21 protein-coding genes are annotated in these 14,427 nt (G+C 42.6%); 20 read left to right on the top strand and 1 reads right to left on the bottom strand.

Translation table 11 applies throughout. From position 1 onward, the window contains the following. From J7M13_07470 to J7M13_07375, 20 genes are all read left to right on the top strand, one after another. On the top strand, window positions 1-499 hold a 499-nt coding region (locus J7M13_07470; protein ID MCD6363816.1), incomplete at its 5' end, for an SIS domain-containing protein. A gap of 35 nt (window positions 500-534) precedes the next feature. Then, window positions 535-1,698 (top strand): thioredoxin-disulfide reductase, encoded by a 1,164-nt coding sequence (gene trxB, locus J7M13_07465; GenBank protein MCD6363815.1) that lies wholly within the window; start codon window positions 535-537, stop codon window positions 1,696-1,698. Next, window positions 1,689-2,627 carry a 1-phosphofructokinase family hexose kinase gene (locus J7M13_07460; GenBank protein MCD6363814.1) on the top strand — a complete coding sequence of 313 codons (939 nt, stop codon included), beginning with the start codon at window positions 1,689-1,691 and terminating at the stop codon, window positions 2,625-2,627. Before trxB ends, J7M13_07460 begins: the two co-directional genes overlap by 10 nt. A gap of 12 nt (window positions 2,628-2,639) precedes the next feature. Then, entirely contained in the window at window positions 2,640-3,092 is a 453-nt protein-coding gene (locus tag J7M13_07455; protein MCD6363813.1) for a CBS domain-containing protein, read from the top strand. After that, window positions 3,089-3,514, top strand: coding sequence for an EamA family transporter (locus J7M13_07450; GenBank protein ID MCD6363812.1), 426 nt, complete (start codon window positions 3,089-3,091; stop codon window positions 3,512-3,514). The genes J7M13_07455 and J7M13_07450 overlap by 4 nt, the downstream gene beginning before the upstream one ends. Before the next feature lie 15 nt (window positions 3,515-3,529). Continuing rightward, window positions 3,530-4,162: a threonylcarbamoyl-AMP synthase gene (locus J7M13_07445; protein MCD6363811.1), complete on the top strand. Its 633-nt coding sequence runs from the start codon at window positions 3,530-3,532 to the stop codon at window positions 4,160-4,162. After that, a complete protein-coding gene (locus J7M13_07440) occupies window positions 4,152-4,844 on the top strand; it encodes a hypothetical protein (protein MCD6363810.1) in 693 nt (230 codons plus the stop codon). Before J7M13_07445 ends, J7M13_07440 begins: the two co-directional genes overlap by 11 nt. A gap of 36 nt (window positions 4,845-4,880) precedes the next feature. Continuing rightward, entirely contained in the window at window positions 4,881-5,303 is a 423-nt protein-coding gene (gene fliS, locus J7M13_07435; protein MCD6363809.1) for a flagellar export chaperone FliS, read from the top strand. Then, window positions 5,293-5,775: a flagellar export chaperone FlgN gene (gene flgN, locus J7M13_07430; protein MCD6363808.1), complete on the top strand. Its 483-nt coding sequence runs from the start codon at window positions 5,293-5,295 to the stop codon at window positions 5,773-5,775. Before fliS ends, flgN begins: the two co-directional genes overlap by 11 nt. Further along, window positions 5,772-6,788: a M48 family metalloprotease gene (locus J7M13_07425; GenBank protein ID MCD6363807.1), complete on the top strand. Its 1,017-nt coding sequence runs from the start codon at window positions 5,772-5,774 to the stop codon at window positions 6,786-6,788. The genes flgN and J7M13_07425 overlap by 4 nt, the downstream gene beginning before the upstream one ends. A 107-nt stretch (window positions 6,789-6,895) precedes the next feature. Beyond that, a complete protein-coding gene (locus J7M13_07420) occupies window positions 6,896-7,384 on the top strand; it encodes a ribosome maturation factor RimP (GenBank protein MCD6363806.1) in 489 nt (162 codons plus the stop codon). After that, window positions 7,381-8,436, top strand: a complete 1,056-nt coding sequence (gene nusA / locus J7M13_07415) for a transcription termination/antitermination protein NusA (GenBank protein MCD6363805.1) — start codon at window positions 7,381-7,383, stop codon at window positions 8,434-8,436. Before J7M13_07420 ends, nusA begins: the two co-directional genes overlap by 4 nt. Next, window positions 8,423-8,701, top strand: a complete 279-nt coding sequence (locus J7M13_07410) for a YlxR family protein (GenBank protein ID MCD6363804.1) — start codon at window positions 8,423-8,425, stop codon at window positions 8,699-8,701. Before nusA ends, J7M13_07410 begins: the two co-directional genes overlap by 14 nt. After that, window positions 8,698-9,099: a ribosomal L7Ae/L30e/S12e/Gadd45 family protein gene (locus J7M13_07405; GenBank protein MCD6363803.1), complete on the top strand. Its 402-nt coding sequence runs from the start codon at window positions 8,698-8,700 to the stop codon at window positions 9,097-9,099. Before J7M13_07410 ends, J7M13_07405 begins: the two co-directional genes overlap by 4 nt. Further along, a complete protein-coding gene (gene infB, locus J7M13_07400; protein MCD6363802.1) occupies window positions 8,981-10,744 on the top strand; it encodes a translation initiation factor IF-2 in 1,764 nt (587 codons plus the stop codon). Before J7M13_07405 ends, infB begins: the two co-directional genes overlap by 119 nt. Window positions 10,745-10,764: 20 nt before the next feature. Beyond that, window positions 10,765-11,046: a DUF503 domain-containing protein gene (locus tag J7M13_07395; GenBank protein MCD6363801.1), complete on the top strand. Its 282-nt coding sequence runs from the start codon at window positions 10,765-10,767 to the stop codon at window positions 11,044-11,046. A gap of 21 nt (window positions 11,047-11,067) precedes the next feature. After that, the gene (gene rbfA / locus J7M13_07390; protein ID MCD6363800.1) at window positions 11,068-11,457 is read left to right on the top strand and encodes a 30S ribosome-binding factor RbfA; all 390 of its coding nucleotides are present in this window, start codon (window positions 11,068-11,070) and stop codon (window positions 11,455-11,457) included. Next, window positions 11,408-12,397, top strand: a complete 990-nt coding sequence (locus J7M13_07385) for a bifunctional oligoribonuclease/PAP phosphatase NrnA (GenBank protein ID MCD6363799.1) — start codon at window positions 11,408-11,410, stop codon at window positions 12,395-12,397. The genes rbfA and J7M13_07385 overlap by 50 nt, the downstream gene beginning before the upstream one ends. Further along, window positions 12,390-13,244: a tRNA pseudouridine(55) synthase TruB gene (truB, locus tag J7M13_07380; GenBank protein MCD6363798.1), complete on the top strand. Its 855-nt coding sequence runs from the start codon at window positions 12,390-12,392 to the stop codon at window positions 13,242-13,244. Before J7M13_07385 ends, truB begins: the two co-directional genes overlap by 8 nt. Beyond that, window positions 13,241-14,164 (top strand): bifunctional riboflavin kinase/FAD synthetase, encoded by a 924-nt coding sequence (locus J7M13_07375; GenBank protein ID MCD6363797.1) that lies wholly within the window; start codon window positions 13,241-13,243, stop codon window positions 14,162-14,164. Before truB ends, J7M13_07375 begins: the two co-directional genes overlap by 4 nt. On the opposite strand, the gene tusB is transcribed toward J7M13_07375, so the two are convergent. Continuing rightward, on the bottom strand, window positions 14,113-14,418 hold the full coding sequence (gene tusB / locus J7M13_07370; protein MCD6363796.1) for a sulfurtransferase complex subunit TusB: 306 nt from the start codon (window positions 14,416-14,418) through the stop codon (window positions 14,113-14,115). The two genes, J7M13_07375 and tusB, sit on opposite strands and share 52 nt — an antisense overlap. Window positions 14,419-14,427: the final 9 nt, after the last annotated feature.

The raw sequence follows: 14,427 nt of genomic DNA, 5'->3' as shown, positions 1-14,427 counted from the left end.
TGTTGAGGCTTGTCTTGCACTTTCCCCACAGATTAAGGAGCTTGCTCAAAGGTATTATCACTATGATAATTTTCTCTATCTCGCGAGGGGCATAAACTATCCAATTGCGATGGAAGGAGCGTTGAAACTTAAGGAGATATCGTATATACATGCGGAAGCTTATGCTGCTGGTGAGATGAAGCATGGGCCTATAGCGCTGATAGATGAGCTTATGCCGGTTCTCTTCATAGCCCCAAGAGATAGGTTGTATTCTAAAGTCATAAGTAATATTCAGGAAACTAAGGCGAGGAATGCGAAAGTTATAGCTGTTGCAACTGAGGGAGATGGTGAAATAAGGTACCATGCGGGAGATGTAATATATATACCTGAAGTATTAGATGAGTTTTACCCGTTAATCAGTGTTATCCCCCTTCAGCTTTTTGCATATTATGCTGCAGATATCTTAGGTAGAGAGATAGACCAGCCCAGAAACCTTGCCAAGAGCGTTACCGTAGAATAGATGGTATAATGTAGGAAAAAGAGGAGGTGAGGAGATTGCCCGAGGTGGCTATAATAGGAGCTGGTCCCGCTGGGCTAACAGCGGCTATATATGCAGCGAGGGCAAGATTAGAAGTAGAGGTGTTCGAGAAAGGTTTTATAGGTGGTCAGGTTGCAACTGCAACTCATGTTGAAAATTACCCCGGTTTTCCGGAAGGAGTTGAGGGAATAGAGCTTATAGAGAGAATGAAAAAGCAAGCTGAGAAATTCGGTGCAAGGGTACGATTCGCCGAGGTTAAAGGTATAGATTGGGATAATAGAGTTCTTATGACTTCTCAAGGAAATGTTAGCGTTGAGGCTCTCATAATAGCTTCTGGAGCTTCCCCTCGAGAGCTTGGCGTCAAGGGAGAGCGTGAGTTTAAGGGGAAGGGTGTTTCTTACTGTGCTGTTTGCGATGGGGCTTTCTATACCGACGAGAAGGTAGCGGTGATTGGTGGAGGCAATACCGCTGTGGAGGAAGCGCTTTATCTCACCAAGTTTGCTTCTAAAGTTTATTTAATACATAGGAGAGATGCCTTGAGGGCTGAAAAGATCCTTCAAGAAAGGCTTTTTTCTAATCCTAAGGTTGAAATTCTTTGGAACTCCATGGTTAGGGAAATAGTAGGTGAAGATTTTGTAAAGGGAATGCTTATAGAAAACGTTCTCACGGGAGATATGAAAAATATAGAGGTTGCTGGTGTCTTTGTCTATATAGGATTAAAACCCAATACGGGCTTTCTTAACGGATTGATAGAGCTTGATCATGATGGCTTCATAATCACGAATGATGAAATGGAAACGTCGATTGAAGGCATATTCGCTGCCGGGGATGTTAGGTCTAAAGGGTTAAGGCAAATAGCGACCGCTGTAGGCGATGGAGCTATCGCTGCGGTTTCGGTTGAGCGTTATCTAAGACAGCAGAGACATATAGAGGAGGAGATTAACAAGGGAGGGAGAAAGATAATCCTTATGTATGACCCTCTTGATGAGCTTAACAGAAGGCTTCATATGGAAGCGGTGGATAAGGAAGTAATAGTTCTTGACAAATATAAGTATCCAAAGCTGGTATCTAAGTGGGGAATAAAAAGTTTCCCAGCCGTTCTTGTGTTTGAGGGAGGAAAAATCGTTTTCAAGCGCGAGGGGCTCTTCAGCTGGAAGGAGGTAGAAGAGATTTGGCAGTGATAACTATAACCCTTAATCCAGCGGTTGATGAGAAGTATCGTGTAAAAGAATCGAAGCATAGAGGGTGGACGCGCGCAGTCGAAGTAGATAGATCTGCTGGTGGAAAGGGAATAAACGTGAGTAGGATATTAAAGCAGCTTGGGCATGACAGCATCGTTATGGGTTTCATAGGCGGTTTTACTGGGGAGCTCGTTAGAGTTGAGATGGAGGAGTTGGAGATAACGTCTGCCTTATGTTATATAAAGGGTGACACGAGGATAGATACCTTTATAACGGATTTAACGGGGGAATTACAAGTTGGAATTACTGAGGAAGGTCCTGTTATAAGGCCTCAGGAGCTGAGGCGCTTTAAGAGAACCTACGGAAGAATGTTAAATCGTGCTGATTTTGTTTATATGGGTGGAAGTCTTCCTAAAGGGGTTCCAGATGATATTTATGCAGAACTGATCTCTGAAGCTAAAGACAGAGGGAAGATGACATTCTTAGAAGCTGCAGGTACCCCGCTTCTTAAGGGGATAGAAGCGTCTCCAGATTTCGTTAAGATAGATCACAGGTATGTGTCTGAAATATATGGACATAGCATAAAAGAGCTTGATGATATTATTAAAGCCGTGAGGGAGATAGAGAAAAAGGGGAGTATAAAGTATATAGTTATTGATTACCATGAATCCGGCGATGTCTTCAGAACGCCAGAAGGGTACTTTCTTGCGGAGCTTACGGAATATAAACCGGTTAAAATACTTGGAGGGGGAGACGCTTTGGTGGCAGCTTTTATAGCGAGTCTTATAGAGGGCATGAGTCTTGAGGAAAGCATAATCTTCTCAATGGCTACAGCGTATGAAGAGCTATTACACTTGGAGGAGGGAATAAGAAGCAGGGAGCATGTTGAGAGGCTTAAGCCTCTTGTGAAACTGCGCCGTTTGGAATAGGAGGGATAAACCGTGAAGGTTAAGGAGATAATGGACAGAGATATTACCGCGGTTACACCAGATTTCACGGTAGGCGACTTAATAGAGATACTTGTCCTTCATAGGGTCAGTGGGCTTCCTGTAGTAGATGATGAATGTAATATCATAGGTTTTGTTTCAGAAAAGGACATAATAGAGATGGCTCTTCCAGGGTATGCTGCTTATCTCCGTAAAATTTCTTTCATTCCAGATGGGTTAAGAATAATGATTAAAAACATGAAGTCTATAGCGGATAAAAGTGTCAGGGAGATAATGAAATCTCCTGCCATAGTTGTAGACCAAGATGCAACCACGTTAGAGGTGGCTCACATAATGTTCAAAAATAATGTTAGAAGACTCCCAGTTGTAAAGGATGGAAAACTCGTAGGCATGGTCAGCAGAGCAAATCTTCTTTTCAGCTTCCTTGAAGAGGGGGAGGAGTCTTGAAGGCAGAGCTATTCGCTCTCCTGACGGCGGCGTGCTGGGGGATAGGAAGCTTTTTTGAAAAGAAGGGGCTTGCTTTAGGTAATATACCTCCGTTTGCTGGAGCAGCGCTTAGAACTGCTATATCTCTTCTAATATTGACTTTTCTTGCACTACCATCCTTGTCAACACTGCTTAAAGCTGGTTGGAAGCCGTTTGCACTTGTGGCTTTCGGAGGAGGTTTGCTTGCCGGTTCCCTCGGAATAGCTTTCTTCTACACTGCTATAAAATCTGGCGAGCTTGGCAAAGTGCTCCCTATAGCTTTTACCTCTCCGTTCTTTGGTGTACTAATGGCGCTTCTCTTCAAGACGGAAACCATAACCTTTAAGAATGCTTTAGGAATGATTCTAACCATAACAGGCATCATAATTTTAACTCTGAGGTAGGGAGGAGAGATACATATGGCGAGAATCTTACCCTTGAGCGAGGAGGGGATACTCGAAGCGGCAAAGCTTCTTAAGGAGGGAGAGGCAGTTGTCTTTCCTACGGAGACAGTATATGGTGTTGGTGTAGATGCCTTTAACATAAGGGCAGTTGAAGAACTTTATAGGATAAAAAGGAGGCCCCCTAATAAGCTGTTTACTCTTCACATTGCTTCACTTGAAGATGTAAGAAAGCTTGTTTCTCTTGGGGAGAAAGCTCTAACTTTAGTAGAGAGTTTTTGGCCAGGTCCGTTGACGATAATTGTGAAGAGAAAGCCTTTGCTTCCTTTCTGGTTATGTGATAGCGAAGGCAGAGTAGGATTAAGATTACCGGCGATAGAGTTAGTCAGAAGGATGATATCTGCAGTTGGCATACTTGCTGCTTCGAGTGCAAATATAAGTGGTAGGCATCCTCCCATAAGTGCTCAGGAAGCTGCTGAAAACCTTCCTGAGGTAAGGCTTGTCTTAGATGGAGGGATAACAGAATACAGGGAAGCATCCACGGTATTGGATTTGAGCTCTGAGGATGAACCCGTGGTGCTGAGGAAAGGTGCGATTTCCATAAAGGAGATAGCGAAACTAATAGGTAGGGTGAGGGATCTTGAAAGATAAAAGAAAAAAGAGAATTTTACTGGTTTGCAGGGGTAATACATGTCGTAGTCCTATGGCAGAAGCCTTTTTAAAAAAATATTTGGAAGGAGAAAGCGTTGAGATAAAGTCTGCTGGGTTAAGCGCATTGGAAGGAATGGAGGCCTCAAGGTGGGCAATGGAAGTCATGAAGGAAAAGGGTTTCGATATAAGCCATCACAGAGCAAGGAACGTTTCTGAGAGGGATATAGAGGAAGCGGACTTAATATTAACTATGAGTCTTTCACAGAAAAAAGAGCTTCTTGATAGATTTCCCTTTGCGGATGGAAAAGCTTTTCTTCTCACTGAGGTTGTGTTTCCGGAAGCGTCAAAGGAAATAAGGGAATATGAGATGGCTTTGGAAAGGCTTCAAGAGGAGAAAAGAAGACTTTTGAACGAGAGAAGGGCTGAGCTTGAAGCCCTTCAGAAAAGATATGAGGAGCTTAAAGCGGAGCTTGAGCGCGTGGAGAGGGAAATTTCGCTGATTTTATCCGATGTGGAAAAGGAACTGGCTCCGCATGTAAATGCTTTGAAAAGGCTTGAGGAGAAGATTAGAGAGTATGAAATTCCAGATCCCTATGGTCGGGGAAGAGATGTCTATGAAAAGGTAGCAACGAGGCTTGATGAAACGCTTAGGCTTCTTTCCCAAAGGCTTAAGGAAATATGATTGAAAGACCGATAAATAACGGGGGATGGTAGCGCGATGAAAGCGTATGAGCAGTATCGTCAGATGCAGATTCAAACGGCAAAACCTGAGCAGCTTTTACTAATGCTTTATGATGGAGCCATAAATTTTTTAAAAAAGGCGAAGGTGGCAATTGAGGAGAAAAACATTGAGGAAGCCCATACTTCGCTTATAAGGGCTCAGGATATATTAGCGGAGCTAATGTCTTCGCTGAATATGGATGTCGGTGAAATTGCATTGAATCTCTTTAGACTCTATGAGTATATGCACTATAGGCTGGTTGAGGCAAATGTTAGGAAAGATATAGAACCAATAGATGAGGTTTTGGGACTATTTCAGGGGCTAAAGGAGGCGTGGGAAGAAGCTATAAAGAAGCTCAGAGAAGAGAAAAAAGCGGAAGTGGCCCAAACTGCGAAGGGAGGGCTAAATATTGCGGGATAAAGGAAAACGGATAATAGAGATATTAAAGGAGGAACTAAAACTCTATGATTCTCTTGAAAGCCTCGTTAATGAACAAGAGAGAAAAATAGAGAAGGTAGATATAGAAGGGCTTTTAAAGATAATTAGTAAAAAGCAGGTTATTCTGTCGGAGCAAGATAAGCTTAACGAGGAGCTTGAAACGATGCAAGCTGGATTATCCAGCCTAATAGAATCAGCTAAGGATGAAAAGGCATCTGTACTGAATCTTTTTCCGGAGGATATCAGGGAAGAAATTAAGCTTCTCGTTGAATCTATAAGGAATAAGCTATCTAACATTTTAGAAGTTGAAGACAGGTCGAGAAAGAAGCTCTCGGAAGAAGTTGAAAAAGTGAAGAAGGCTTTGCGTAGTGTTAGGGATGGAAAAAAGCTTGTAGCGGGATATTATGGCGGTGTTGGGGTTCCTGAGCCGAGATTTATAGATCAGCGTAAATGAGAAGGATCGTTTCTACTGCCTTTTTAGCAATTTTTCTCATTGTAGGAAATCCTTTTTTGTTCAAAGCGTGGTCTTTGAACGAAGCAAAGCTTGGTGAAAAGCTTGCTAAGGAAGTGGAGAAAGAATTCCCCCTGAGTAAAGACCCCGTAGAAGTGTCTCGCGTTGAAGCGGTTGGGTATAATCTTGTCCGCTTTTCCTCAAGGAAGGATATAAGATATCGCTTTAAGGTTATAGCGAAGAAGGATATTAATGCATTTTCATTACCTGGAGGATATGTTTACATATTTAAAGGTATGCTTAATTTCGTTAGGACTGAATCGGAGTTAGCTGCTGTCTTGGCACATGAGGTAGCCCATATCGAATACAAGCATGCTTTAAGGCAGATGGCTAACGCTCAGCGCATGACTATCTATGCTCTTATAATAGCTGCTGCAACTCGAACTGGCGCTGGAATAATAGGAGCTGATCTACTGAGATTAGCTATACTAAACAAATACAGCAGAAAGTATGAAGAAGAGGCGGATCGCAGATCTATAAAGCTTATGATGAGAGCCGGATATGACCCAGTGGCAGCATTAACCTTGATGGAGAGGCTGTGCGCTCTTTCGCAAAGAAAGCCTCCCCGAGATTACGGGATAATGATGGACCATCCCACTTTAATGGAAAGAGCTAAATATATACTCAAGGAGCTCAAAAGCCTTGGAGTAGAAATAAACAGGAGAAAAGCTGCTAACTATCTTCCTGTAATTGTAGGGAAAAATGGATTAGACGTATATCTTGGTAAAACGCTGCTTTTTAGCGCTTCCTCTCCTTCTAAAGCGAAGGAGTTTGCCCAAAGTTTAGACAGAGCTTTGAGAGTTGATCTTGAACCTTTTCAGATAAGTGTAAGCGGAAATAAGCTTTTTATCTCTGGCAAATTTGTGTTTCAAGGTAAAAGGAAGGAGGTAGAATCAGTTAGGGAGAAGCTGGTGAAAATACTTTTAGATTTTAGGGTAAAATATATGCCTTTTTAAGATAGCCCTTGCAAAAATAGGGATAATTGTGTTATACTTTGCATAAGGAGTTCTAAAAGAAGAGTGGGGAGTTCCCCGCTCTTTTATTTTTAAAGGAGTGAGAAAAAATGGACTTTAGAGCGATAGCCAGACAAATTGAGAGTGCCATTCAGAAAACGGTAGAGAGAGAAGGCGTTGAGCTCCTTGGCGTGGAATTCACAACAGAGGGCGGAAGAAGGGTGCTTAGAATTTATATAGATTCGAGCGAGGGGATATCTTTAAGAGAGTGTGAGAGAGTAAGTAGAGCTGTAGATCCTCTCCTGGATAGCATGGATATTATAGAAGGAAGATATTTTCTTGAGGTTTCTTCTCCTGGCTTAAACAGGCCTTTATTTAAGAAAAAAGATTATGAGCGATTTAAAGGATCAACTGTTAAAATTAATACAATTGAGCCAGTTGAAGGAAGGAGAAACTTCACAGGTGAGATAATAGATGTAGGTGAGAGCGAGGTTATCGTAAAAGTAAACGGTGTTGAGTTCAGGATCTCATTCGAGAATATAAATAAGGCAAGGCTTGTTGAGGAACCAAAGCTTAAAAAGGAGGAAAAGAGAAAGTGAGTAAGGAGCTTATAAGAGCGATAAGGCAGATAGAGCGGGAGAGGGGCATAGGAAAGAACGTCCTTCTTGATACGCTTAAAGCTGCCTTGATTTCTGCTTATAAAAAGCACTTTGGAAGCGCCCAGAGCATAGAGATAGATATAGATACTGCAAGTGGAGATGTTAAGGTCTTTGCTTTAAAGAAGGTGGTAAACGAGGTTCGAGACCCACGAATGGAGATCTCAATAGATGAAGCGAGATCTCATGGATATGATGTTGCTCAAGGAGACATAGTGAGGCTGGAGATTACCCCAAGGGATTTCGGTAGAATAGCGGCTCAAACTGCAAAGCAGGTTATAGTTCAGAGATTAAAGGAAGCGGAAAGAGAGCTCATTTATGAGGAGTTTAAGGGAAAAGTTGGGGATATAGTTACTGGAAGCGTTTATAGAAGAGATAGAAATCAAGTGATGATAAATCTTGGTAAGACTGAGGCAATTTTACCAAATCAGGAGCAGATCCATACCGAGGATTATAAACCAGGGAGTACTTATAAGTTCTATGTGCTTGAGGTTAGAAAGACAACAAAGGGGCCTAAAATTATACTCTCAAGAACGCATCCAGGCTTGCTTAAAAGGTTGTTTGAGCTCGAAGTTCCAGAAGTTCATGATGGAGTGGTCGAAATAAAGGCCGTAGTCAGAGAACCAGGTGTGAGGTCTAAAGTGGCAGTTTGGTCAAACGATTCCAATGTTGATCCAGTCGGGGCTTGTGTTGGTTCTAAAGGGGCGAGAGTTCAAGCAGTAAGCAGAGAGCTCTCAGGGGAGAGAATAGATATAGTTAGCTGGAGCTCTGACCCTTTGGAGTTTATAGCTAATGCTTTGAGTCCGGCTAAGGTTTTAAAGATCGAACGGATAGAAGGAGAAGAAAAAGGGGCACGGGTGTGGGTTCCTCCGGATCAGCTATCTCTTGCTATAGGAAGGGAAGGACAGAACGCCCGTTTGGTAGCGAGACTAACAGGATGGCGAATTGATATAAAACCCCTTGAAGGAGAGGCTACAGGCGTTGACGAGGGGTAAGCACATTCCTATAAGGACATGTATTGGTTGTGGTGCTAAAAAGGCAAAGGAGGAATTGATAAGAATAGTTAGAAGTCCAGATGGGAAAGTATATCTGGATTTATCAGGAAAAGAGAGCGGAAGGGGAGCATATATTTGCCCTGACCTTGATTGTCTTAAGAGGGCTTTAAGGAAAAAAGCTTTGCAGAGAAGCTTGAAAGTGGAAAAGGTTGAAGAAAGCTTGCTTAAAGAGGTAGAAAATTACCTTTCAGAAAAACGAAGATGAGAATTAATGCTCTTATAGGTTTTGCAAGAAAAGCGGGTAAGATAACTTTAGGAAGAAGGTCCACGGTAAAGGCATTGGAGAGAGGAAAGATAAGCCTTGTAATTTTGGCTTCAGATGCGGGATCGTCGCTTAAAAGGGAAATAATGAAGCTTGCTTCCAAAGCAGGAGTGGATGTTGCATTTGATGGATCTAAAAGAGAAATAGGGAAAATAGTTGGGAGGGAGGCCTGTAGCGTCCTCGGCTTTATTGATCGGAGGATGGCAGAGGGGGTGATGAAACTTGAGCAAGATAAGGGTTTACGAGTTGGCAAGAATAATGGGATTTTCAAGCAAGGAGCTAATGGACAAAATGAGAGATTTAGGTATAGAGGTAAAGACTCACATGAGTACGATAGATAAGGAGACCGCTAAGATAATAGAGGAAACCCTTCTTGAGGAGAAAAAAGAAGTCAAACAGGAAGTTCAAAAAGAGGAGAGGGAGAAGGAAGAAGCTCAAGTACGGGAGGAGAAGGAAAAAGTGAGCGCTACCGTTGTACCAAGACCACCAGTGGTTACTGTAATGGGGCATGTTGATCATGGGAAAACCACACTTCTTGACACAATAAGGAAGACTAACGTAGCTGCTCGTGAAGCTGGAGGGATAACCCAGAAGATAGGAGCTTCTGTTGTGGAACACGATGGTAAGAAAATAGTTTTTATAGATACGCCAGGGCATGAGGCGTTCACCAAGATGAGAGCCAGAGGAGCACAAGTTACAGACATTGCGGTTCTTGTAGTGGCTGCGGATGATGGCGTAAAGCCCCAAACGATAGAGGCAATTAACCATGCAAAGGCTGCTGGTGTTCCCATAATTGTTGCTATAAATAAGATAGATAAGCCTAATGCGGATATAGAAAGAACGAAGAGGCAGTTAGCAGAGCTTGGACTTGTGCCTGAAGAATGGGGTGGAGATACGATTTTCGTCGAAGTTTCAGCAAAACATGGCACTGGTGTTGATGAGCTCCTTGAGATGATAGTCTTGCTTGCAGAGTACATGGAGCTTAGAGCGGAGATCGATGCTCCTGCGGAAGGGTATGTGTTGGAATCAAGGCTCGATAAGGGAAAAGGACCGGTAGCTGATGTAATAGTTAAAAAGGGAGTATTGAGAAGAGGAGATATAGTCTTGGCTAAGGGGTCCTATGGTAGAGTTAGGGCCATGTTTGACGATAAAGGTAGGCAAGTTAAGGAAGCTGGTCCCTCGATGGCAGTGGAGATAATAGGCTTGAATTCTCTTCCCGAAGCAGGAGATAGTTTCCGCGTTGTCAAAAGTGAAAAAGAGGCTAAGGCAGCAGTTGAAGCGTATCTTGAGGAGCTTAGAGAGAAGAAGCGCGCTCTTAGACCTAAGAAGCTTACGCTTGAAGAATTTCTTAAGCAAGTTAAGGAAGGAGAAGCGAAAGAGCTTCGTTTAATTATAAAGGCAGATGCACAGGGGGAGCTCGATGCTTTAATTCCAACCCTTGAGAAGCTTTCGACGGATGAGGTCAAGGTTAGGTGCCTTCATAGCGGTATAGGAAACGTTAATGAAAGTGATGTTATGCTTGCATCTGCATCTAACGCGGTTATAATTGGCTTTAACGTGAAAGTAGATTCGAAGGCGAAGCAGGCTGCTGAGAGAGAGGGTGTGCAGGTTAGACTTTACAGAGTGATATATGATGTTGAAGAGGATGTTAAGGCTGCTATGATAGGAATGCTTGAACCCAAATATGAGGAAGTCTATTTGGGAAGGGCTGAAGTGCGAGCCGTGTTTAAGATTAAAGGTGGTAGAGTAGCTGGTTGCTATGTCTTAGATGGGAAAATATCGAGAAATGCGCAGGTTAGAATAAAGCGAGGAAATGAGGTCGTTTATGAGGGCAAGATATCCTCTCTTAAGAGATTTAAGGATGACGTTAAAGAGGTAAGTAAGGGGTATGAATGTGGTATAGGCATAGATGGTTTTTCTAATTTCGCTGAAGGAGATATCATAGAGGCATTCGAAGTAAAGGAAGTGAGAAGGATAACCCTTTAGCGATTGATCTTTTTGAGCTGATGCTTGTCGGTATTCTCGAGGTTCATTTAAGACTCTTTTCTGCTCGAACGCTTAAAGAGAAGAGAACTTGTATCCAGAGAATCATAGCAAGGTTAAGAAATAGCTTTAATGTTTCGGTGGCTGAGATAGGAAAGAACGATAAGTGGAGGGAATGTGTTCTTGGTATCGCCATTGTGGGAAATGAAAGAGCTTTTCTGGATAATGCTCTTAATAATGTGCTTGCCTTTTTAGAAAGGCAAGGAAATGTGTGGGTGGAAGATTGGTGGATAGAAATCTTGTGAATTTAAGGGAAGTGATTAAGGATGAGTCAGTTTAGAATAAAGAGGGTTGAAAGGGAAATACGTAGGTTCGTTGGGGAATTTATATCCCGGGGATTAAAAGACCCAAGAATTAAAGGAGTTAGCGTGACCAAAGTGGAGGTCTCAAAGGATCTGAGGTGGGCTTGGATATATGTGAGTATATTTGGTGTACCCAAGCCTGAGGAGGTCATGAGCGGACTCGATAGAGCTAAGGGGTATATAAGAAGGGAGCTTGGTAGAGAGATGAGGCTTAGAGTTGTACCAGAGTTGATTTTTAAGGAAGATAGATCTATAGACTATGGTTTTCGCATAGATCAAATCTTATCGAAGGTGGCGATAAGGCATGAAGGCGAAGATCATATCGGAGATACGGAAGAAGATAAGGGAGGCTAACGATATCTTTCTGGTATCTCACGAAAGACCGGATGGGGATGCTATAGGTAGCCTTCTTGGTATGGGATTGGCCATTCAGAAACTTGGTAAAAATGTAAGAATGTTAAACCCCGATCCTGTACCAAAGGTGTATGAGTTTTTACGCGGTTCTGATAAAATAGAACGTTTAGACTCCGTTTTGGGAGAGCAAGCGGATATATGTATCTTTCTTGATTCTGCTAATCCTGATAGAATGGGAGATGGGATTAAGGTAAGAGATTTGGGAGGTTTCGTAATAAATGTAGATCATCATCTCGATAATAAAAGATATGGGGATTTAAATCTTATTGACCCAAAAGCTTCTGCCACAGGTGAGCTCGTCTACGAAATTCTTTCTGGATGGGAGGAAACCGAGCTTATATCTCCCGAGGTTGCGGATGCTCTTTACACCGCGATACTTACAGACAGTGGGAGGTTTAGCTACGACTCTACATCTCCGAGGACGCACCTTATTGTTGCAGATCTTCTTTCAAAAGGAGCTAACAAAAGAGAAATTACGAGAAGAATATACGAGATGAAGCCCTTTAGCGCTCTCAAGCTGATAGGGGAAATGCTAACCCGGGCTCAGCTTTGCATGGATGGAAAGGTAATATGGAGCTTTTTGCCGTTTAGTAGCTTTAGGCTTCATGGTGTTAGCCTCGTTGATTCAGAGGGTTTCCTCCAATTTTTAAGAATGGCTGAGGGAGTCAAAATAGTCGTTCTCTTCAGGGAACTTGAAGATGGAAGGATAAGAGTAAGCCTTCGTTCCACTGATGGTAACGTTGGTGTGAGAGAGATAGCTGCAAAGTTTGGTGGAGGAGGACATGAGAAGGCAGCAGGTTGCGTTATAAGCGCTCACTTTGAAAAGGCAAGGGATTTAGTCCTCGAAAGCATAAGGGAAAAGTATGGATGGAGTGGTTAAAGTAAATAAGCCTCTTCTTTATACCTCGATGGATTGTGTTGAAGAGGTGAAGGAGAGCTTAGGGATCGAGAAAGCCGGTCATACTGGCACGCTCGATCCGCATGCTGAGGGTTTACTCCTCATCTGTTTAAACTCTGCAACTAAGCTGGTTCCCTTCCTAACGGATCTCGACAAGGAATATGAGGGAGAGGCTATACTTGGGCTTAAGACTACAACTGGTGATAGGGGCGGAGAAATCATAGAGGAAAGAAGCAAGAGAGTATCTATGGAGGATGTCCTTGAAACGATAGAGAAGTTTAAAGGAGAGATAACCCAAACCCCTCCGATCTATTCCGCTGTAAAAGTGGGTGGAAGAAGGCTTTATGAGTATGCGAGAATGGGCATTAGCGATTTGAAGCTTAAGCCAAGGAAGGTAAAAGTGTATGACTTTGATCTTCTTTCATTTGAGGAGGATGAAGCGTTCCAAAGGTTTAGTTTTAGGATAAGGTGTTCTAAGGGAACCTATGTTCGGAAGATTGTTGAGGACATAGGAGAGGAGCTTGGTACTGGAGCTTTTCTCTCGCATCTTAAGCGCATTCGTATAGGTCCTTTCGATCTCGGAAATGCAGCGAGACCTTGGGATAGAGAAGCTCTTATTCGCTTCTATATGTCTATAGAACGCGTTTTAAGCGAAATCATGCCGGTTTTAGAGATTTCTCCAAAAGAGGCGATAAGAATAAGCAATGGTAATCTCATCAAACGCTCTTCTCATAAGAAAGGCTTTTTAGCTTTAACCTTTAAAGGCAAAGCCTTAGCTATAGCCAAGAGTACCGGAGATTTTATAAAGCCGGTGAGGGTTTTAAAATGAGAGCGGTATCTATAGGTGCTTTTGATGGGATACACCTCGGACATAAAGAGGTAATAGAAAGGGCGTTGAATTACGCTTGCTCCAGAAAAATAAAATCAACGGTTCTTACCTTTTCTCCCCATCCTGCAAGGTTCTTCAAGGGTGAGAATTTTAAACTCTTAACTACGGAGGAAGAGAAAGATAAGATACTCAAATCTCTCGGGGTAGATGAGGTGATAAAGCTTGAATTTAATAAAGCTCTGGCGAATATGCCTCCAGAGCTTTTCTTTAAAGAGATACTATTAAATAAGCTTAACGCGAGGTTTATATCTGTTGGTTTTAACTTCACCTTCGGAAAAGGCGGGGAAGGGACTCCTTCGCTTCTCATTGAGCTTGCTAAAAGATATGGAATAGGCGTGGAGATAACCCCTCCAAAGGCGGTAATGGGGAGAATCGTATCAAGTACCATTATAAGAAAGCTTATAAGTGAGGGAAAGGTCGGGGAAGGCGCTCTTTTACTTGGCAGAAGCTATACGCTTCAGGGTGTAGTCGTGCGAGGCGATGGCTTGGGGAGAAAGCTTGGCTTTCCAACCGCAAATCTATCCATTCCCCCGGAAAAGCTTTTGCCTCCTAATGGCGTTTACGCCGTTCTCGTTAAGCTTGATGGGAAAAGATTTCTCGGTGCCATGAATATAGGCTATAGGCCTACTATATTAGATAGGAGAGAAAAGCGGGTTGTAGAGGTTCATTTACTCGATTTCAACGGTGATCTTTATGGTGAGATTATTGAAACGGAGATTCTGCGAAGAATACGCTCGGAGATGAAATTCTCCAGCTTACAGGAGCTTAAAAAGCAGATAGAGAAGGACGTACTGTGGGTTGTAAAACGCTATGCTGCTATCTTCTCTGATTCCTCCACGAGCTTGGCAAATTCTTCATAATCTATGGTTTTGAACATATCAGGGAATGAAAGATGGATTCCTCTTAGCTTAAGATCCGGCTCTAAGATCAGAAGTTCAATGCCTTTTTCTCTCAGCTCTTTGATCTCTTCGTATAGGTTATCAGGCATAGCATGTCCAAATATCACACCATCTTGTATGAATAGAATTGTATCTCCTCTATTTAGATTTTTCCATACGAAGCTGGGTAATGCACCTGAGAAAGGAGATTCTTTCACCAATACAAGCTTTTTCATCTTCATGTC

The organism is Synergistota bacterium, assembly GCA_021159885.1.
Classification (GTDB): domain Bacteria; phylum Synergistota; class GBS-1; order GBS-1; family GBS-1; genus AUK310.
This window is presented reverse-complemented; position numbering and strand designations above follow the sequence as displayed.

Excerpts from the sequence above, each read along its gene's own strand:
- J7M13_07445 (MCD6363811.1), top strand. The coding sequence starts at position 3,530 with ATGGCGAGAATCTTACCCTTGAGCGAGGAGGGGATACTCGAAGCGGCA.
- J7M13_07385 (MCD6363799.1), top strand. The coding sequence starts at position 11,408 with ATGAAGGCGAAGATCATATCGGAGATACGGAAGAAGATAAGGGAGGCT.
- fliS (MCD6363809.1), top strand. The coding sequence starts at position 4,881 with ATGAAAGCGTATGAGCAGTATCGTCAGATGCAGATTCAAACGGCAAAA.
- tusB (MCD6363796.1), bottom strand. The coding sequence starts at position 14,418 with ATGAAAAAGCTTGTATTGGTGAAAGAATCTCCTTTCTCAGGTGCATTA.
- J7M13_07420 (MCD6363806.1), top strand. The coding sequence starts at position 6,896 with ATGGACTTTAGAGCGATAGCCAGACAAATTGAGAGTGCCATTCAGAAA.
- J7M13_07405 (MCD6363803.1), top strand. The coding sequence starts at position 8,698 with ATGAGAATTAATGCTCTTATAGGTTTTGCAAGAAAAGCGGGTAAGATA.
- J7M13_07395 (MCD6363801.1), top strand. The coding sequence starts at position 10,765 with ATGCTTGTCGGTATTCTCGAGGTTCATTTAAGACTCTTTTCTGCTCGA.
- J7M13_07425 (MCD6363807.1), top strand. The coding sequence starts at position 5,772 with ATGAGAAGGATCGTTTCTACTGCCTTTTTAGCAATTTTTCTCATTGTA.
- J7M13_07375 (MCD6363797.1), top strand. The coding sequence starts at position 13,241 with ATGAGAGCGGTATCTATAGGTGCTTTTGATGGGATACACCTCGGACAT.
- rbfA (MCD6363800.1), top strand. The coding sequence starts at position 11,068 with ATGAGTCAGTTTAGAATAAAGAGGGTTGAAAGGGAAATACGTAGGTTC.